Below are 18,342 nucleotides of genomic sequence, written 5' to 3'. Positions count from 1 at the left end.
ACGTCTAACCCCAGGGACCACACCGACACCCGGTGATCTTTTGCTACGGCGGTGTTGCGATCTCTACGGCGGCATTGCGGGCTCATGGCGGAACCGGCCGATGGCTGGCGTGGCCACCCGGTACGGATCAAGCTGCTGACATCCGCCCTTCCGCGGCACCCTCCCGTACCCGTACGCCCGCAGAAAGCCCGACACGCATGTACGCGACCTGCCTTCCCGGCGCCGTTCCGGCGCACCTCACACATGCGGCGGGGAGGTGGTCGACGCCATGCGCCATGTGACGCGCAAGGCGGCGGGGTGGCTCCTGATGATCGCGGTGGCCACCAACGCCACGTATTTCCTGGCCAGTTGGTTCCTGGACCCGCGTGCCAACTACACGGAGGCGCGGCCCGTCCGCAGCGAGGCGCAGATCGCCCGGGCCCTCGCCCCCTACAACCTCGATCCCGGCGAGCCGCTGGCGCACCGGTGGTGGGACTGGCTCACCTCGGTGGTCCTCCACTTCGACTGGGGCACTTCCCCCACCGGCGTCTCCGTCAACGGCGAGGTGGGCCACCGCGCCCTGGTCAGCGCCGAGTTGGTCGTCACGGCGACCGTGCTGTCCGTCGTGGTCGGTGTCGCGCTCGCCGTCCACACCGCGGCCCGCCAGTACGGCATCGCCGACCGCGTCTCGCAGGCCGTGTCCATCGCGGTCCTCAACATCCCGACACCGGTCGCCGCGCTCGCCGTGGTCCTCGGCGCCATCTGGCTCAAGGAGCACATCGGTCTCGGCTTCCTCTACGTGGCCGGAGAGAACTCACCCGACGTCGAGGGGCTGCTCCCGACGATCGGCGACCGCCTCCTCCACCTGATCCTGCCGACGCTCACCCTGACCCTGATGGGATACGTGGGCTACCACCTGACGCAGCGTTCCCTGCTGCTCGACACGATCAACGCCGACTTCGTGCGCACGGCCCAGGCCACCGGCCTCACCCGCGGCCAGGCCGTCCGCGGGCACGCCCTGCGCGCGGCGCTCATCCCGACGGCGGCCTCCGTGGCGTTCAGTGTGCCCGCCATCTTCACCGGCGCCGTCATCACCGAGACGATCTTCGGCTGGAACGGCATGGGCCGCTACTTCATCCAGACCATCGAGAAGAACGACGTGCACGGCACGGTGGCGACGGCCGCGTTCGCCGCGGTGCTCACCGCGATCGGCGCGATCCTCGCGGACATCGCCACGGTCTTCCTCGACCCGAGAGTACGGGTGAGCTGACATGGCGACAGCGACCAGCACCCTACGGCCGCGCGAGGACCTCGGCCGCGGCCGGCTCTTCCTGCGACGCTTCCTGCGCAACCGCCTCGCCGTCGCCGGCGTCGTGATCCTCGCGCTGCTCCTGCTGTTCAGCGCCTTCGGCGGCCTGTTCACGTCCTACGCCCACACCGACGCCGACTTCACGGCCCTGACCCGGCCGCCGAGCGACCTGCACTGGTTCGGCACCAACCAGAGCGGCAACGACATCTACGCCTGCGCGGTGCACGGACTGCGGCGCTCGCTGGTGATCGCCGTGAGCGTGTCCGTCCTGACGGTCGCCGTGGCCACGCTGATCGGCTCCGGCGCCGCGTACTTCGGCGGCCGCGTACAGAGCCTGGCCCTCGCCGTCATCCACTTCCTGCTGATCGTCCCCTCGTTCCTCATCCTCGCCCTGGTCTCCCACCGCCTCGCCGGCGACTGGCGCGCCCTCATCGCCGTGCTGACCGTGTTCGGCTGGATGTCCACCGCCCGGGTCATCTGGTCCGTCTCGACCTCGCTGCGCGAACGGGACTACGTGCGGGCGGCGCAGTTCATGGGCGTCCACCCGCTGGGCATCATCGTGCGCCACATCATCCCCAACCTCGGCTCCCTGATCATCGTCAACCTGACCCTCGGCGTCGTCACGACCGTGCTCAGCGAGACCGCCCTGTCGTTCCTCGGATTCGGCGTCCAGACCCCGGACGTCTCCCTCGGCACGATGCTCGCCGACGGGGCGACCACCATCACCAGCGCCCCCTGGCTCTTCGCCTTCCCCGCGGGCCTCGTGGTCCTGCTCACCGTCTCCATGACCTTCATCGGCGACGGACTGCGCGACGCCCTCGACCCCACCTCCGTCACCGGCGCGACGGGAGGCCGACGATGACACTCGCCATCCCCCGGCACGACGAACCCCTCTCCCCCACCGGCGCCGCCCCCGTGCTGTCCGTACGGGACCTGCGGATCTCCTTCCCCTCCGAGGCCGGTCCCGTCGAAGCGGTGCGCGGCGTCAGCTTCGACCTGCTGCCGGGCCGCACCCTTTGCATCGTCGGCGAGTCCGGCTCGGGCAAGTCGGCCACCGCGACGGGCATCATGGGCCTGCTGCCGCCGACCGCCGACCTGCGCGGCCAGGTACGGCTCGACGGTCAGGAGCTGATCGGCCTCGACGACCGGGCGCTGTCGCGGATACGGGGCAAGTCCATCGGCATGGTCTTCCAGGACCCCCTGTCCGCGCTCACACCCATCTTCTCCGTCGGCAGACTGCTTCGCGACGCGCTCCGGGTCCACCAGGACCTCAGCAGGAAGGCCGCCTGGGAACAGGCCGTCGAACTGCTCGACCTCGTCGGCATCCCCGACCCGCGCAACCGGGCCTCGGCCTTCCCCCACGAGTTCTCCGGCGGCATGCGCCAGCGCGTGGTCATCGCCCTGGCGATCGCCAACCGGCCGCGGGTGCTCGTGGCCGACGAACCCACCACCGCGCTCGACGTCACCGTGCAGGCGCAGATCCTCGACGTGCTGCGCCTCGCGCAGCGGGAGACCGGCGCCGGCCTCGTCCTGATCACCCACGACCTCGGCGTCGTGGCCGGCCACGCGGACGACGTCGCCGTCATGTACGCGGGCCGCTTCGTGGAGAAGGCGGACGTCCACGCGCTGTTCCGCCGCCCGACGATGCCCTACACCGCGCGGCTGCTGGCCGCGGTGCCGACCGTGGACAGCGGGGTCCGCCGCCCCCTCGTCGCGATCGGCGGGGAGCCGCCCGCCCCGTCGGACCTCGGGGACGGCTGCCCCTTCGTGAGCCGGTGCGCCGTCGCCCTCGACGCGTGCCGCGCCGAGGAACCGGAGCTGCGCCGGATCGCCGGACACGGGGACGTGGCCTGCCTGCGCGCCGCCGAGACGGCCGCCGGCACGCTGGACCCCACCGGGGAGGTCACGCCCCCCGGCCGGCGGACGGACCCGGAGCACGCCGGGCGCGGCGAGGTGGTGCTGCGCGTCGAGGACCTCGTCAAGACCTTCCCCGTCACCAAGGGCGCGTTCGTCAAACGCCGGGTCGGCACGCTGCACGCGGTCAACGGGGTCGGCTTCGAGCTGCGTACCGGAGAGACGCTGGGCCTGGTGGGCGAGTCGGGCAGCGGCAAGACGACGACGCTGCTGGAGATCCTGCGGCTGCGCCGGCCGGAGGGCGGCCGGATCGAGATCGCCGGGAGGGAGGTCGGCGCGACGGCGGCCGCGGACACCCCACTTGGGGGTGCCGGTGCTCCGGCGGGGTCCGGGCACGGCGTCCGGGCCGGTTCCGGCGGGCGCGGGCGCACCCTGCGCCATGACGTGCAGATCGTCATGCAGGACCCGTTGGGCGCCCTGGACCCGCGGCTGCCCGTCCACCAGCTGCTCGCCGAGCCGCTGCGGGCCGTGGGCCGTGACCGCGACGCGATCCGCTCGCGCGTCCGGGAGCTGCTGGCGCTCGTCGGTCTCGACGCCTCGATGGCCGACCGCTTCCCGGCCGCGCTCTCGGGGGGCCAGCGCCAACGCGTCGGCATCGCCCGCGCGCTGGCCACGGAGCCGAGACTGCTCGCTCTCGACGAGCCGCTGTCCGCCCTGGACGTGTCGGTGCAGGCCGGGGTGATCAATCTGCTGAACCGGCTCAAGGGCGAGCTGGGGCTCGCCTGTCTGATGGTCGCGCACGATCTCGCCGTGGTCCGCCACCTGTGCGACCGGATCGCGGTGATGTACCTGGGGCACATCGTGGAGACGGGTGACACGGAGACGCTGTTCCGCGACCCGAAGCACCCCTATACGCGGGCCCTGCTCTCCGCGGTCCCCGTACCCGACCCGGTCCGCGAGCGCGCCCGGGAGCGGATCGTCCTGACGGGCGAGCAGCCCGACGCCACGGACCTGCCGCCGGGCTGCGTGTTCATCGACCGCTGCCCGGTGTACCGCCTCGCCGACGAGGGCGTACGGGAGCGGTGCCGCACGGAGCGCCCCGCGACCAGGCCGGTGCCGGGGCGGCCGGACCACGCGTACGCCTGCCACGCCGTGTGACCGGCGGCGACCCGCCGGACCCCCTCCCCGCCACGACCGACGCCCCGCTTCCCCGTGCCACTCCCCTCTGCCCCTCTTCTCCGCCCCTCTTCCTCTCCTCGACCCAAGGACGCTCTCCATGCGCGCAAGACTGGCCCTGCCCGTCGCTCTCCTCGCAGCCATCTCCGTCACCGCCACGGCATGCCAGTCATCCGCCGGTGACGCCGCGGGCCCCGGCGGGAGGGGCACCCCGTCCGCCGCCTCGTCGGCCGCCGACTACAACCCGACCCCGTACGACAAGCTGAAGGACGGCGGCACCTACACGACGGCGGGGACGTTCGACGACCAGGGCAACCCCTTCCACGTGAACGCCACGCTGACGGCGTCCCGGGTGTGGGCCTGGTACAACGCGAACGCGATCACCTTCTCGCCGACCGGCGAGGTGCGGTACAACCCGGACTACTTCAGCGACGTGCGGGTGTCCGTCAAGGGCGGCCGCCAGAAGGTCACGCTGACGATCAACAAGAAGGCCGCGTTCAACGACGGGACACCGATCGACTGGACCGCGATCAAGGCCACGTGGCAGGCCAACAACGGCTCCGACAAGGACTACGCGGCCTCGTCCCCGGACGGCTACGCCCAGATCACCGATGTCGCGCGCGGCAAGGACGACAAGCAGGCCGTCCTCACCTTCAAGGGCGTCACCCCCTTCTGGCCCAGCCTGTTCACCACGTTTCTGCACCCGAAGGCGGCGCGGGCCGGCAACTTCAACAAGGCGTACGTGAAGAAGGCGCACCCCGAGTGGGGTGCCGGCCCGTACACGGTCGGCAAGTGGGACACCCACTCGGGCGACATCACCTTCGTCCGCAACCCGAAGTGGTGGGGCAGGAAGGGCCGGCTCGACAAGCGTGTCTACGTGAACCTGGAGTCGACGGCGGCGGTCAACGCCTTCAAGAACGGCCAACTCGACTACGTCCCCGTGGGCGACGCCGAGAGCCTGCACCAGGTGAAGGGGCTCAAGGGCACCGAGATCCGCAGCGGCGGCAGCCCCTTCGAGTACTCGCTCCACCTCAACACCAAGTCCGCCGTCCTCGGCGACAAGGCGGTGCGCAAGGCGATCCAGGAGAGCATCGACCGCGGCCAGATCGCGAAAATCCAGTTCCAGGGCCTGGACTACAAGGAGCCGCTGCCCGGCTCAGCCGTGCTCTACAGCTTCCAGAAGGGGTACCGGGACAACGTCGCGGCTGTCCTGAAGTACGACCCCGACCGGGCGAAGAAGGAACTCGACGCGGCGGGCTGGAAGCCCGGGAGCGACGGCGTCCGGGAGAAGGACGGCAAAAAGCTCGAAGTCGGTTACACGCTGCTGGGCGACGACCCGCTGGCCAAGGCCACCGCCGGCGCGTTCGCCGCGATGCTCAAGCCGGTCGGTGTCCGCCTCACCATCAAGAAGGCCGCCCAGGCGGACTTCTCCACCATCCTCAGCGAGCGGAAGTTCGACCTGTTCGTCTCGGGCAACCGCTCCATGGACCCCTTCGGGGCCCGCTACCTGTGCGACTTCTACTGCTCGGACCGCGACTCCAACCTCACCGGGGCCGGCTCCCCGGCGCTGGACAAGGAGATCCGCGCCACGACGGGCATCGCCGACCCCGGCCGGCAGGCGGCGGCGGTGAACAAGGTCGAGCAGAAGGCCCTGCGCAGTTACGCGCTGCTGCCCCTGTACAGCGGCCCTTCGACGTACGGCGTCAAGAAGGGCCTGGCCAACGTGGGAGCAACGATCTTCCACACCCCGCTGCCGGAGACGGTGGGCTGGGTCGGCGCACGACCGTGACGCCTAAGCGGCCGCACAACTCCCGCCCGAGGCCGAAGCGGCCGCACACTCCGGCCCGAGGAGGGTGAAGCCGAGGCGCCCCCGCCCGCGAAAACCCCCGATGTCCGCGCGCCGCATCCGCGCGCGGCACCTGCGCCGAAGAGATGATGCGGCGTGGACATCGACGGAGGGCGAGTGCCGGTGGACGACACGGCCGACGTGGTCATCGTCGGGGGCGGCGCGGCCGGGCTCAGCCTGGCGCACCAGCTGACGCGGACCGGCTCCCTCGCGGTCACGGTGGTGGAGCCGCCGCCCGGCCCGGCGCGGCCGGCCGAACGCACCTGGTGCTACTGGGACCAGGGCCTCGGCGACTTCGGCGAGGCGGTGAGCGCCTCCTGGTCCGGGCTGCGCGTCCACGGCGCCGACGGCCATCCGGTGACCGTCGACCCGGCCCCCCTGCGCTACCTCATGCTGCGGTCCGCCGCCTTCGAGCAGCTGGTGCACTCCCGGCTCGCCCGCTCCCCGCGCGGACGGATCCTGCGGGCCACCGCGGACGCGGTGCGCGACGTGGCGCACGGCGCGGAGGTCCGCTGCACGACACCGGACGGCCGGACGCTGACCCTCGGCGCCCGATACGTGTTCGACTCCCGCCCCCCACGCACCCTGCCCGCGGCCCGCACCCGGCTGCTCCAGCACTTCCGCGGCTGGTTCGTGCGCACGGCCGGCGACCGGTTCGACCCCGCGACCGCCGACCTGATGGACTTCCGCGTGCCGCAGCCCCGGCACGGGCTCGCCTTCGGCTACGTCCTCCCCCTCGCACCGGACCGGGCGCTCGTCGAGTACACCGGGTTCTCCCGCACCCCGCTGACCACGGCGGCGTACGAAGAGGCGCTCAGTGCCTACACCCGTACGACGCTGCGCCTCGGCGCGCTCACCGTGGAAGCGGCCGAGCAGGGTGTCATCCCGATGACGGACGCCCGCTTCCCCCGCCGGGTCGGACGGTCGGTCTTCCGCATCGGGACCGCCGGCGGCGCCACGCGTCCCGCGACCGGGTACACCTTCGCCGCCGTACAGCGGCAGAGCCGGGCCATCGCCGCCTCCCTGCTCCGCGACGGCCGTGCGACGGTGCCCCCGCCGCACGGGCGGCGCGCCCTGGCCATGGACGCCGTGCTGCTGCGGGCCCTGGACACCGGGCGGATCGACGGTCCCGACTTCTTCACGGGCCTCTTCCGGAGCACACCGCCACACCGGCTGCTGCGCTTCCTCGACGGCGCCACCACGCCGTGGGAGGAATGGGGCATCGGCCTGCGCGTCCCGGTGGGCCCGATGCTCAGGACCGCCGTCGAGCTTCCCTTCCTGCGACGGCGTTCCCACCCGGCACCGGCCGCCGCCCCCCGACCCGAGGACAGCCCTTGACGACACTCCTGCGCGACCGCGAACTGGCCCGCGCCTTCGACGACGCCGCGCCCACCTACGACTTCCTCACCGCCCTCAACCCCGGCTACCGCACCGACCTGCTCCGCTCGGCGCGACGGCTGCGGCTGCCCGACGAGGGGGCGGGGCTGCACGTCCTCGATCTGGGCTGCGGCACCGGCACCTCGACCCGCGCCCTGCTCCGGGCCGCCCCGAGGGCCCGGATCACCGCCGTCGACGCCTCGGCGGGGATGCTGCGCCGGGCCGCGGCCAAGACGTGGCCCGCGGGTGTGACCTTCCTGCACCTGAGCGCCGAGGAGCTGGCGGCGGCGGGGCACGGCCCGTTCGACGCGGTCTTCGCCGCCTACCTGTTCCGCAACGTGAGCGATCCGGACGGTGTCCTCGCGTCCGTGCGGAGCCTGTTGCGGCCCGGCGGGCGGCTCGCCGTCCACGAGTACAGCCTCAGCGGCTCGGCCGCCCACCGGGCCCTGTGGACCGCGATCTGCCACGGCGTGATCATCCCGGCCGGCACGCTCGGCGGCGACCGCGCGCTCTACCGTCACCTGTGGCGCAGTGTCCTCGCCTTCGACACCGCGCCGGCCTTCGCCGAGCGGCTGATCCGGGCCGGTTTCACCGGCGTACGGGCCGCCCCGGTGGCCGGATGGCAGACGGGCCTCGTGCACACCTTCCTCGCCGGCGTCGCCCCGGGGACCACCCGATGACCGCGCCCCGGAGCGGCGCCCGGCGGGGCCGCGACCGCAAGGCCGAGACGCTGCAGCCCCCGCCGGGCCCCAGCCGCTTCCCGCCCCAGGACGCGCCGCGCGCGGCCGTGGTCGGCGGCGGGATCGCCGGTCTGGCCGCGGCCACCCTGCTGGCGGAGCGCGGCGCCCGCGTGACCCTCTACGAGCAGGGGGAGTCGCTCGGCGGCCGGCTCGCCGGGTGGCGCACCCGCCTGGCGGACGGTTCCACGGCGACCATGAGCCGCGGCTTCCACGCCTTCTTCCGGCAGTACTACAACCTGCGCGGCCTCCTGCGGCGCACGGACCCCTCCCTCGCACGGCTCACCGCCCTGCCCGACTATCCGCTGCGGCACAGCGGCGGGCTCACCGACAGCTTCGCCCGGGTCCCGCGCACACCGCCGCTCAGCGCCCTCGGCTTCGTCGCCCTCAGCCCCACCTTCGGCGCGCGGGACCTCATCAACATGAACGCCCGGGCGGCGCTGCCGCTGCTCGACGTGCGCGTCCCCGAGGTGTACGAACGTTTCGACGGGGTCAGCGCCACCGCGTTCCTGGAACGGGTCGGCTTCCCCGAGGCCGCGCACCACCTGGCGTTCGAGGTGTTCTCGCGCAGCTTCTTCGCCGACCCGCGCGAACTGTCCGCCGCCGAGCTGATCCTGATGTTCCACATCTACTTCCTCGGCTCGGCGGAGGGCCTGCTCTTCGACGTGCCGAACGACCCCTTCCCGCAGGCCCTGTGGGAACCGCTCGGCGGCTACCTGGAGCGCCTGGGCGCGGACATCCGCACCGGCACGCCCGTGCACGGCGTCGATCCGCGCGACGGTGGGGCCGACGTGCGCGCCGGCCGGGCGGTGGACCGCCACGACGTCGTGGTCCTCGCCCTGGACAGCGCCGGGCTGCGCCGGGTCGTGGCCGCGTCGCCCGGGCTCGGCACCCCGGCCTGGCGCGAGGACATCGCGGCCCTGCGCACCGCCCCGCCGTTCCTCGTCTCCCGGCTCTGGCTCGACCGGCCGGTCAGCGCCGACCGCGCCGGATTCCTCGGCACCAGCGGGTACGGCGGGCTGGACAACATCAGCGTCCTGGAGCGCTACGAGGGCGAGGCCGCCCGCTGGGCGGCCCGCACCGGGGGCTCGGTGGTGGAGCTGCACGCCTACGCCGTGGACGAGCGGGCCGGCCGGGAGGGCGTGCAGCGCGCGCTGGTGGAACGGCTGCGCGAGGTGTACGCCGAGACCCGCGCGGCCCGGATCGTGGACGCCCGGCACGAATGGCGCTCCGACTGCCCGCTGTTCCCCACCGGCTCCTACCACCGGCGCCCCCGGGTGCGCGGCCCTCATCCGTGGCTGGCCCTGGCCGGTGACGCGGTGCGCTGCGATCTTCCCGTGGCGCTGATGGAACGCGCCGCCACCACCGGGTTCCTCGCCGCCAACGCCCTGCTCGCCGATCGCGGGGTCCGCGGCCAGGTTCTGTGGACGGTCCCGCGGGCCGGGCGTTCCGCGGCGCTGCGGGCGCTGGGCGCGCTCGGGGCGCGGTGACCCGCCCGGCCGCCGGGCGCGCTCAGCCCGGGAACCGGCCCGCGTCGCGCAGCGCCCAGCGGCGTTCGGCGTAGGCGAGGTCGTCGCGCCACAGGCGGCCCGCCGTGCGGCGCATCAGCGGGCGCAGGAGGGGGGCGGCGACCCGTGCCAGGGCGAAGCCCCGCCGGTCGGAGGCGGCGACGACCGCCTCGACCACCGCGGTCCGCGGCCGCCGCGCCGCCGGTGCGGTCAGCGGCGTGGCGTGGGTCTCGACCACGGATGTCGTGCCCTCGCCCTCGGTGATGCGCATGACGACGGTACGGGGGTCCGGCGCCGTGAACTCGGCCCGTACGGGCACCACCAGACGGTCCGTCACCCGGAAGGAGACGTCGACGACGAAGGCGTCGTCGTCCTCGCCCCGCGGTGCGCGGGTCACCGTCAGGTCGACGAACGAGTACGGGTGGAACCAGGAGCCGTGCCAGGGATCGAGCCGGTTGGCGATCACGTCCTGCGGCTCGCACCGGCCGACCGCCGTGAAGACGGCGTCCAGCCCCCTGTCCGTGGCGGGACGCACCGGCACCGGCGGCCGCTGCGAGGGCTCCTCGCCGCCGACCGCGTCCAGCCGCACCCACACCAGCACCCCGTCGTCGTGGACGGGGTAGGGCTCCCATCCGGCGAACGGCGTCCCGTCCAGGGCCAGTCCGTGCCAGTGGCAGACCAGCGTGCCGCACACCACCCGGCTGTCGCGCAGCGGGGCGCCGAGGTGCGGGCAGCTGCCGGGGCCGGCCCGCAGCTCCCCGGTGTCCGAGCGCCACAGCACGACCTCCTCGCCGCCCACCGTCCGGCCGAACGGGCCGCCACCGGGCCGGATGTCGCGGGACGCGCCGACGACGAACCAGTTCCCGCAGGGCCGTGCGCCGGCCCGCTTCAGCGCGTCCGCGATAAGGGCCGGACGGGCCTCCTGCCAGGTGGGGGCCTGCTCAGCCCATCCCGGGCCGCGGCGCCCGCGCAACGGCGGCGTCCAGCGGGCCCGTCCCCGCCCCGCGCTCACCGCCTGGTCCTTTCCCCCGAAGAGCGCGTCGGGGGACCCGGCACCTGGCCGGCCCCGCGGGAGAGCCACCGCGCGCCGGCGACACGTACGAGCCCCGCCGCCGCGGTGGCCGCCCGGCGCCCCCGTGGGACGACCGCCCGTCCGTGCAGCACGTCGTACCGTCGGCGGGCGATGGCGTCCAGGATGCCGCCGTAGAGGACGAACGCGGTGCGGATGCAGGGGCGGACCCGTGGATCGAGCATGGCGATGCCCGGCTCCGCCTGGCGGTAGACGTCCCTCGTCATGGCCTCGGCCGCGACCAATGCCGCACGGATGCGCGGATCGCGGCGTCCGGTGCGCCGGCTCCACTCCAGCAGCGGGCGGTCCACCCCGTGCGCGGCGAGCAGGTCGGCCGGCAGATAGACCCGGCCCCGGTCCAGGTCCTCGCCCACGTCCCGCAGGAAGTTGGTGAGCTGGAACGCCACGCCGAGGGCCGCCGCGTGCGGGGCCGCCTCCTCGCGGGGCACGACGGTCCCGAGCACCGGCAGCATCTGCAGGCCGATCACGGCGGCCGAACCGTGCATGTACGCCCGCAGGTCGGCGTAGGTCGGATAGTCCGTGACGCTCAGGTCGTCGCGCATCGAGGCGAGGAAGTCGGAGAACAGCGTGGGTTCGATGTCGTACCGGGCCGCCGTGTCGGCCACGGCGCGGACCACCGGCTCGTCCCCGGCGCCCGTGCGCAGCCCCTGCGCGAGGTCGCTCTCCAGCCGTTTCAGGAGGCGGTCGCGTGCCACCGGCGTCAGGCGCCCGTCGAGGTCGTCGACGATGTCGTCCGCCCAGCGGGCGAAGCCATACAGCGCGTGCACGGCGGAGCGGCGCTCCAGGGGCAGCAGGCGGGTGGCGAGGAAGTAGGTGCGGCCGTGGCGGGCGTTGAGCAGGCGGCAGCGGGCGTAGTCGGCGCGCAGGGCGGGGTCGGTGATCCCCGCCGCGTCCAGTTCGCGGCGGGTCACCGGGGGCCCTGGCCGGGGAAGCGGGCGGCGGCGAGCTTGCCGCTGATGAGGACGGTCGGCACGCCCACGCCCGGCGTGGTCCCGCAGCCGGCGAGGACGACGTTGTCGAGTCCGCGCACGAGGTTGCGGGGCCGGAAGGGGCCGGTCTGGGCGAACGTGTGCGAGACGGAGAAGGGGCTGCCCGCCGCGTGCCCCTGTGCCGCCCAGTCCCATGGGGTGACCAGCAGTTCCTCCTCGATGCTGGCCCGGAACCCGTCCAGGCCCCGGCGCTCCAGCTCGGCGGCCAGGTCGTCGCGGTAGCGCGGCCCCAGGTCGCGCCAGGTGGCGCCGGAGGGCCCGACGGCGGTGTTGGGGCAGGGCGCGAGGACGTAGTGGAGGTGCCGGCCGGGCGGGGCGAGGGCGGGGTCGTGGGTCGTGGGCCGGGTGATCAGCAAGGAGGGGTCGCTCATCAGCTTTCCGGTGCGGGTCAGTTCGTCGAAGGTCCGCTCCCACTGCCCGCCGAAGGAAAGGGTGTGGTGGGCCAGGCCGGGCCAGGTGCGGTCGGTGCCGGCGTGCAGGACCACCGCCGACGGGGAGTGGCGCAGCGCCACCGGGCGCCTCGGGGCCCGGCCCAGGAGCCGGTGGGCGGTGGAGAGTTCGCAGGACAGCACGAGCGCGTCGCAGGCGATGCGCTCCCCGGTGGCCAGCCGTACGGCGCGCACCCGGCCCGCCGACCGCTCCAGCGCGCTCACCTCGGCCCCCCACCGGAAGTCGGCCCCGGCGTCGCCGGCGGCGTCGGCCATCGCGCGAGGCAGCGCGTGCATCCCGCCCTTGGGAAACCAGACCCCGGCCACGGTGTCCATGTACGCGATCACGGCGTAGGCCGCGAGCGCCCGGGCCGGGGCGACCCCCGCGTACAGGGCCTGGAAGGAGAAGACCCGGCGCAGCCGGGGGTCGGTGAGGTGGCGGCCGATGCGGCTGTCCAGTCGTCCGAAGCCGCCGAGCGCCGCCAGGCGCGCCAGGTCGGGGTGGAGCAGTTGGCGGGGGGAGTCGAAGTTCGTGTCGATGAAACGCTTCATCTGCGCCCGGTAGAGCCGTTCGAGCCACTGCCGCAGCCCGCGGTAGCCGGCCGCCTGCGCCGGTCCGGCGAAGCGCCGCACCTCGGCTTCCATCGCCTCGCCGTCGGTGTGGACGTCCAGCGAGGTGCCGTCCGCGAAGTGCGCCCGGTAGGCGGGGTGCAGGGCGATCAGGTCCACGCGGCGGTGCAGGCTGTCGCCGACGGCGGCGAAGGCCTCGTCGGCCAGGTGCGGCATGGTCAGCACGGTGGGGCCGGTGTCCAGCTGGTATCCACCGAGCCGCACGCGCCCGGCCCGGCCGCCCGGGCCCGCGTCCCGTTCGACGACCGTGACCCGGCGCCCGGAGCCCAGCAGGTGCAGGGCGCAGGCGAGCCCGGAGAGCCCGGCGCCGACGACGACCACATGGTCGGTGCGCCCGGTCACCGTCCGCACGGCGCCTCCCCGAGGCAGCCGGGGCGGGCGCCCGAGGCCCGCTCGACCAGTGCGGCGAACTCCCGCCGTACGTCGGGCTCGGCGCCGCTCGCTTCGAAGTGCCGCAGACTCGCCGTCGCCAGTGCGGCGATCCTGGCCTCGACGGCCGCTTGCGCCCCGGTCCGCCGCAGCGCCTCGCGCATGCGCTCCACGGCGTCGTGCGGGCGGGCGGACGCGCCGGGGGCGAGGGTGTCGGCGGCGGCCTTGTCCCCGGCGGCCGCGGCGAGCGTGAGGGCCACGGCGAGCAGGTAGGTGAGCTTGCGCGTCCGCAGGTCGTCGTCGGCCGGCTTGCCCGTCACGGCCGGGTCGCCGAAGGCGCCGTCGAGGTCGTCCCGGAGTTGGAAGGCCAGCCCGGCGCACCGGCCGGCGGAGCGCAGGGCGTGCAGGGTGCGGTCGTCCGCGCCGCCCAGGCAGGCGCCCAGCGCCAGCGGCCGTTCGACCGTGTACAGGGCGCTTTTGAGCGTGGCGATGGCCACCGCCTCGTCCAGGCCGGACGCGCCGGTCGCCTGGGCGTGGATGTCGCGGTACTGCCCGGCGACCATCTCGGTGCGCATCTCCCGCCACTGACGGTGGAGCCGTGTGCCGTGCGGGGAGCCCAGCGCCGTCTCGGTGAGCAGGTCGTCCGCCCAGGCCAGCGCCATGTCACCGGCGAGCACGGCGGCGGCCGTGGCGAACGCCTCCGGCGGGCCGGTCATCGCGGCAGCTCTGTGCAGGCGTTCGAACTCGACGTGCATGGCGGGCGCGCCTCGGCGCAGGCGGGAGCCGTCCATCACGTCGTCGTGCATGAGCGCGCAGGCCTGGACGAGTTCCAGGGCGGCGCCCGTACGCAGCACCGCCGTGGCGTCACCGGAGCCGCCGGCGGCCCGCCACCCGCACCACGCGAACGCCGTGCGCAGCCGCTTCCCGCCCTGGCGCACGAAGGCGGAGACCCGCTCGGCGAGGTCGCGGGCGAAGACGGGGTCGGTGCGGTGCGCCCCGTCCAGCCGCTCGCGGAGGACCTGCGCCAGGACCCTCTCCACCGACGCGGTGGCGTCGACGGCCGTGCGGGGTACGTCGACGGGTCGGGGCCGTTCGGCGGTGGTCGGCCGAAGTCCGAGCATGCACAGCCTCTTCTCGCTCTGGATGACCTGCCACCACTGCTTCTGCCGACGGCCCTGGGACGGATGCGCTCCCTCATGTATTGCCGCTCACACCATCTGTCGGACGCCTGTCACTCCATCGGCACACGGCTGTGAGCCTCATGGCGGTCATGGGCGGCGGTCCGGCGGGAAGGCGGACGGGGACTACCGGGGCACGGCCCTACGGTCGGGGGGCGCGGCCGGGTGTCCGCAGCTCGGACAGTTCCGCGTTGAGGCCGTCGAGGAAGCGCAGCACGACCGCGAGTTCGTCGTCGCTGAACCGCGCCCGCGTGGCCTCCGTCGCGGTGGCGAGCGGCCGGAAGAAGGCGCGGGCCACGGCGCGCGCCTCGGGCGCGTAGTGCAGGTGCACGACCCGGCGGTCCGCGCTCTCGCGCGTACGGCGGATGTGTCCGGCTCGTTCCAGCCGGTCCAGGCAGGCGGTGACGGCGCCGGAGGTCAGTCCGAGGCGGTCCCGCAGCCGCCCGGGGGTCATCGGCTCGTCCGCGTCCAGGATGGCCGCGAGGGCCTGGACGTCCGTGGCGTGCAGGCCCTGGCCGGCGGCGAAGCCGTGCACCACGCGGTTCACCTCGCCGGTCAACCGGCGCAGCCGGACGGCGAACGACTGCAGGTCCGTCCGCTCCGCGGGGTCCCGCCGCGTTCGCTCCTCGCCCGGAACCCCGCTCGCGGCGGACGCCGCGTCCTCTGTGCTGGCCACCCGCTCAGCCTATAGATCCCTGCCACGGCCACCAGGATCGGCGGCCGAGGTCGCGCACCAGCGCCGGTACCAGGAGCGAGCGGACGACCAGGGTGTCCAGGAGGACGCCCAGCGCGACGATGAAGGCGATCTGGACGAGGAACGCCAGCGGGATGACGCCGAGCGCGGCGAAGGTGGCCGCCAGCACCACTCCCGCGGAGGTGATCACTCCGCCCGTCGTGGTGAGGCCGCGGAGCACTCCCTGACGGGTGCCGTGGCGCAGCGACTCCTCCCGGACCCGGGACATCAGGAAGATGTTGTAGTCCACGCCGAGCGCCACCAGGAAGACGAAGCCGTACAGGGGTACGGAGGCGTCCGTGCCGCTGAAGCCGAACACGTGCCGGAAGACGAGCGCGGAGACGCCCAGGGTGGCGAGGAAGTTGAGGGCGACGGTCGCCACCAGGAGCAGGGGCGCCACGAGGGAGCGCAGCAGTCCCACGAGGATGACCAGGATGATCGCGAGCACCACCGGGACGATGAGCGTGCGGTCGCGCTCGGCGGTGCGCTGGGTGTCGTACTGCTGCGCGGTGTAGCCGCCCACCAGGGCGTCGGCGCCGCGCACGGCGTGGACCGCGGTGCGCAGGCGCGCCACGGTCTCCTTGGCGGCGTCGCTGTCGGCGGCGTCCCGAAGGGTGGCGTTGATCAGGACCCGCCCCTCGACCACGCGGGGCTCCCCCGCGCCGGGCCTGCCCGACGTGCTCGCCGGAGCGGCGGCGGCCACTCCTCGCGCACCCTGCACCGCCGCTGTCACGGGCTTCAGCCGATCGGCGTTCGCGATCACGACGACCGGGTTGCCCGTGCCGCCGGGGAAGTGGTCGCCGAGCGTTTTCTGGGCGGCGACCGACGGTGCGTCGTTGACGAAGATCTCGTCCTGGGGCACGCCGTGGGAGGCGAGCGTCGGGGCGAACGCGGCACAGGCCAGCAGAGCGGCGAGCGTCACCGCCCAGACCTTGCGGGGCGCCCGGTCCACGAGGTCCGCGACCTTCGTCCAGACGCCGTGCGCCGCGGACTTCTCCCGCGCGGTCTTCGGTCTGGCCGGCCAGTACGCGGCACGGCCGAGGAGGACCAGGGCGGCGGGCAGGAAGGTGAGGCTGCTCAGGACGGCGCACGCGATGCCGATGGCGCCGACGGGGCCGAGGGCGCGGTTGTTGGTGAGGTCGCTCAGCAGGAGGGCGAGCAGCCCGAGTGCCACGGTGGCACCGCTGGCGGCGATGGGGCCGAACGACCGGCGCAGGGCGGCGCTCATCGCCCGGACCCTGTCCTCGCCGGCCGCCAGCTCCTCCCGGAAACGAGCGGTCAGCAGCAGCGCGTAGTCGGTGGCGGCGCCGATGACGAGGATGGAGAGGATGCCCTGCACCTGACCGTCGACGCGGACGACGTCGCGGTCGGCGAGGGCGTAGACGACCGCGCAGGCCAGCCCCAGGGCGAAGACCGCGCCGAGGATGATGACGACGGGGAGCAGCAGGCTTCGGTAGACGAGCAGCAGGATCAGCAGGACCGTGGCGAGGGCCACCGCGAGGAGCAGGCCGTCGATCCCGGCGAAGGCGTCGGACAGGTCCGCCTGGACGGCCGCCGGGCCCGCGATCCGCGCACTGGTCCCCGGCACCCGCGCCGCCGCGCGGTCGATCCGCTCCAGGGTCGGCGTCAGTTCGTCGCCGAGGTCGGGGCGCAGCCGCACGACGCCTTGGAGCGCCGAACCGTCCTTGGACGCCACGGCGGGGGACGCCGTGCCGACGAGGCCCGGGGCCCCGCCGAGGGACGCCAGCGCCCGGTCGGCGGCCTCGCGCTGGTCCGCCGTCAGGCGCCGTCCGTCGTGGTCGCCGTCGCCGTCGCCGGTCCAGACGACGATCGCGGGCAGTGTCTCGTCCTCGTCGAACGCCCGCCGCGCGTCGATGACCTTGGTGGATTCGGCGTTCCGCGGCAGGAAGGCGGCCTGGTCGTTGGTGGCGACCTCGCCGAGCCTGCCCGCGTACGGGCCGAGCGCGCCGCCGATCGCGAGCCAGGCGAGGAGCATCGCTACGGGGACCAGCCGACGGGTGAGCCGGATACGGGTGGACATGGCACTCCCAGGACGCTCGGAAGCGGTCGATCGCCACTTCCTGGCACGGCGGTGATGACTCGATGGTGAGTCGATGACGGCTCGATACTGGCTCGATGGTGAACAATCTCAATCATTGAACCATCTGGGCGTGGATCCGCCCACCGCCACTCCCGTCGCACCCGCGGGCGCCGGCCCGTCAGGGGTGCAGTGCCGCCCACGTGTTCGGGCCCACGAAACCGTCCGCGGTCAGGCCGACGCTCTGCTGGAAGTTCTTGACGGCGGCGAGCGTGCCGTCGCCGAAGATCTTGTCCATGGCGACGGTCTTGTAGCCGTACACCTTGTTGAGCACGCACTGCAGGTGCCCCACGGCGTCGTTCGCGTGGCCCTTGCCCAGTTCCGGGTGGGCCCCGGTGTAGGGGCAGTGGCGCCACTCGCCGTCGGTGGCCTGCCTGGTGCCGATGGCCGCGGTGGCCGGCGCTCCCTTGTCCTGTCCGCCGGACGGGCCGGCGGAGGCCAGTGCCACGGCGGGGCCGGCCAGGAGGGCGCAGCCGAGCAGTGCGGCGGCGAGCGTGCGGGCACGGGTGCGGCCGCGTCGGTCGAGTCGTGTGCTCACGGTGAACCTTCTCCCTGACTGGGGGTCAGAACCAGGGACAGCGGGGCAGCCCCGGGTACGGGTGCTTCTGCGTCTCCACGACCTTGGCCGGGACCATGCCCCAGCCCTTGATGCCGGGCAGGCTCACGACTTCGTCGCCCTGGGTGTAGTACCAGACCTTGTTCCCGTCGGGGGCCGCGTCGCCCTCGGTCCAGCACACGAACCAGCTCGGCGAGAACTTGAGGCGGCCGGTGACCGGGGCGTTGAAGGCGGGGCGGCCGAACGCGTCGGAGGCCCGGTTGTCGCAGTACAGGTCCAGGGTGAAGACGTTGCCCAGCGTGTCCTTGTGCGGCGTGTTCTGGCGCAGCGAGCAGGTCGCCGAGGCGTCCGCCGCGCCGGGCGCCGGCCCGGAGGGGCTCGCCTGGGCGGCCGGGGCGAGCACGGCGGTCAGGGCCAGGCAGAGCGCGGCGCCCGCGAGGGTCGTGCGGGGCCGTCGGCCACAGAGGGTGAGGCTCATGCGCGTA

Annotated in this window: 15 protein-coding genes; 7 read left to right on the top strand and 8 right to left on the bottom strand. The window is 74.0% G+C overall.

What is annotated here, in order from left to right; genetic code table 11:
• The first annotated feature begins 268 nt into the window (after positions 1 to 268).
• The 7 genes from ACZ5GP_RS28450 (at position 269) to ACZ5GP_RS28420 (ending at position 9,768) form a co-directional block, all read left to right on the top strand.
• Complete coding sequence (locus tag ACZ5GP_RS28450; protein WP_468753540.1) at positions 269 to 1,249, top strand: ABC transporter permease; 981 nt, start codon at positions 269 to 271, stop codon at positions 1,247 to 1,249.
• Between the two features lies 1 nt (position 1,250).
• A complete protein-coding gene (locus ACZ5GP_RS28445) occupies positions 1,251 to 2,150 on the top strand; it encodes an ABC transporter permease (protein ID WP_468753539.1) in 900 nt (299 codons plus the stop codon).
• Positions 2,147 to 4,300: a dipeptide ABC transporter ATP-binding protein gene (locus tag ACZ5GP_RS28440; RefSeq protein ID WP_468753538.1), complete on the top strand. Its 2,154-nt coding sequence runs from the start codon at positions 2,147 to 2,149 to the stop codon at positions 4,298 to 4,300. The genes ACZ5GP_RS28445 and ACZ5GP_RS28440 overlap by 4 nt, the downstream gene beginning before the upstream one ends.
• 118 nt (positions 4,301 to 4,418) lie before the next feature.
• A complete protein-coding gene (locus ACZ5GP_RS28435; RefSeq protein ID WP_468753537.1) occupies positions 4,419 to 6,107 on the top strand; it encodes an ABC transporter family substrate-binding protein in 1,689 nt (562 codons plus the stop codon).
• Positions 6,108 to 6,266: 159 nt separating this feature from the next.
• Positions 6,267 to 7,502: a lycopene cyclase family protein gene (locus ACZ5GP_RS28430; RefSeq protein ID WP_468753712.1), complete on the top strand. Its 1,236-nt coding sequence runs from the start codon at positions 6,267 to 6,269 to the stop codon at positions 7,500 to 7,502.
• A complete protein-coding gene (locus ACZ5GP_RS28425; RefSeq protein ID WP_468753536.1) occupies positions 7,499 to 8,221 on the top strand; it encodes a methyltransferase domain-containing protein in 723 nt (240 codons plus the stop codon). The genes ACZ5GP_RS28430 and ACZ5GP_RS28425 overlap by 4 nt, the downstream gene beginning before the upstream one ends.
• Positions 8,218 to 9,768 (top strand): FAD-dependent oxidoreductase, encoded by a 1,551-nt coding sequence (locus tag ACZ5GP_RS28420; protein ID WP_468753535.1) that lies wholly within the window; start codon positions 8,218 to 8,220, stop codon positions 9,766 to 9,768. Before ACZ5GP_RS28425 ends, ACZ5GP_RS28420 begins: the two co-directional genes overlap by 4 nt.
• 22 nt (positions 9,769 to 9,790) lie before the next feature.
• On the opposite strand, the gene ACZ5GP_RS28415 is transcribed toward ACZ5GP_RS28420, so the two are convergent.
• From ACZ5GP_RS28415 to ACZ5GP_RS28380, 8 genes are all read right to left on the bottom strand, one after another.
• Complete coding sequence (locus ACZ5GP_RS28415; protein ID WP_468753534.1) at positions 9,791 to 10,798, bottom strand: DUF5914 domain-containing protein; 1,008 nt, start codon at positions 10,796 to 10,798, stop codon at positions 9,791 to 9,793.
• Positions 10,795 to 11,787 carry a phytoene/squalene synthase family protein gene (locus ACZ5GP_RS28410; protein WP_468753533.1) on the bottom strand — a complete coding sequence of 331 codons (993 nt, stop codon included), beginning with the start codon at positions 11,785 to 11,787 and terminating at the stop codon, positions 10,795 to 10,797. The genes ACZ5GP_RS28415 and ACZ5GP_RS28410 overlap by 4 nt, the downstream gene beginning before the upstream one ends.
• Positions 11,784 to 13,274 carry a phytoene desaturase family protein gene (gene crtI / locus ACZ5GP_RS28405; RefSeq protein WP_468753532.1) on the bottom strand — a complete coding sequence of 497 codons (1,491 nt, stop codon included), beginning with the start codon at positions 13,272 to 13,274 and terminating at the stop codon, positions 11,784 to 11,786. The genes ACZ5GP_RS28410 and crtI overlap by 4 nt, the downstream gene beginning before the upstream one ends.
• A complete protein-coding gene (locus ACZ5GP_RS28400; RefSeq protein ID WP_468753531.1) occupies positions 13,262 to 14,413 on the bottom strand; it encodes a polyprenyl synthetase family protein in 1,152 nt (383 codons plus the stop codon). The genes crtI and ACZ5GP_RS28400 overlap by 13 nt, the downstream gene beginning before the upstream one ends.
• Positions 14,414 to 14,612: 199 nt before the next feature.
• Complete coding sequence (locus ACZ5GP_RS28395) at positions 14,613 to 15,146, bottom strand: MarR family winged helix-turn-helix transcriptional regulator (protein WP_468753530.1); 534 nt, start codon at positions 15,144 to 15,146, stop codon at positions 14,613 to 14,615.
• 4 nt (positions 15,147 to 15,150) lie between these two features.
• Positions 15,151 to 17,244, bottom strand: coding sequence for an MMPL family transporter (locus tag ACZ5GP_RS28390; protein WP_468753529.1), 2,094 nt, complete (start codon positions 17,242 to 17,244; stop codon positions 15,151 to 15,153).
• A gap of 178 nt (positions 17,245 to 17,422) precedes the next feature.
• Entirely contained in the window at positions 17,423 to 17,839 is a 417-nt protein-coding gene (locus ACZ5GP_RS28385) for a peptidoglycan-binding domain-containing protein (RefSeq protein ID WP_468753528.1), read from the bottom strand.
• Positions 17,840 to 17,864: 25 nt separating this feature from the next.
• Complete coding sequence (locus tag ACZ5GP_RS28380; RefSeq protein WP_468753527.1) at positions 17,865 to 18,335, bottom strand: hypothetical protein; 471 nt, start codon at positions 18,333 to 18,335, stop codon at positions 17,865 to 17,867.
• Positions 18,336 to 18,342: the final 7 nt, after the last annotated feature.

It is taken from the genome of Streptomyces sp. NPDC031466 (genome assembly GCF_055581265.1).
This window is presented reverse-complemented; position numbering and strand designations above follow the sequence as displayed.

Excerpts from the sequence above, each read along its gene's own strand:
- ACZ5GP_RS28435 (WP_468753537.1), top strand. The coding sequence starts at position 4,419 with ATGCGCGCAAGACTGGCCCTGCCCGTCGCTCTCCTCGCAGCCATCTCC.
- ACZ5GP_RS28390 (WP_468753529.1), bottom strand. The coding sequence starts at position 17,244 with ATGTCCACCCGTATCCGGCTCACCCGTCGGCTGGTCCCCGTAGCGATG.
- ACZ5GP_RS28450 (WP_468753540.1), top strand. The coding sequence starts at position 269 with ATGCGCCATGTGACGCGCAAGGCGGCGGGGTGGCTCCTGATGATCGCG.
- ACZ5GP_RS28440 (WP_468753538.1), top strand. The coding sequence starts at position 2,147 with ATGACACTCGCCATCCCCCGGCACGACGAACCCCTCTCCCCCACCGGC.
- ACZ5GP_RS28380 (WP_468753527.1), bottom strand. The coding sequence starts at position 18,335 with ATGAGCCTCACCCTCTGTGGCCGACGGCCCCGCACGACCCTCGCGGGC.
- ACZ5GP_RS28400 (WP_468753531.1), bottom strand. The coding sequence starts at position 14,413 with ATGCTCGGACTTCGGCCGACCACCGCCGAACGGCCCCGACCCGTCGAC.
- ACZ5GP_RS28420 (WP_468753535.1), top strand. The coding sequence starts at position 8,218 with ATGACCGCGCCCCGGAGCGGCGCCCGGCGGGGCCGCGACCGCAAGGCC.
- ACZ5GP_RS28445 (WP_468753539.1), top strand. The coding sequence starts at position 1,251 with ATGGCGACAGCGACCAGCACCCTACGGCCGCGCGAGGACCTCGGCCGC.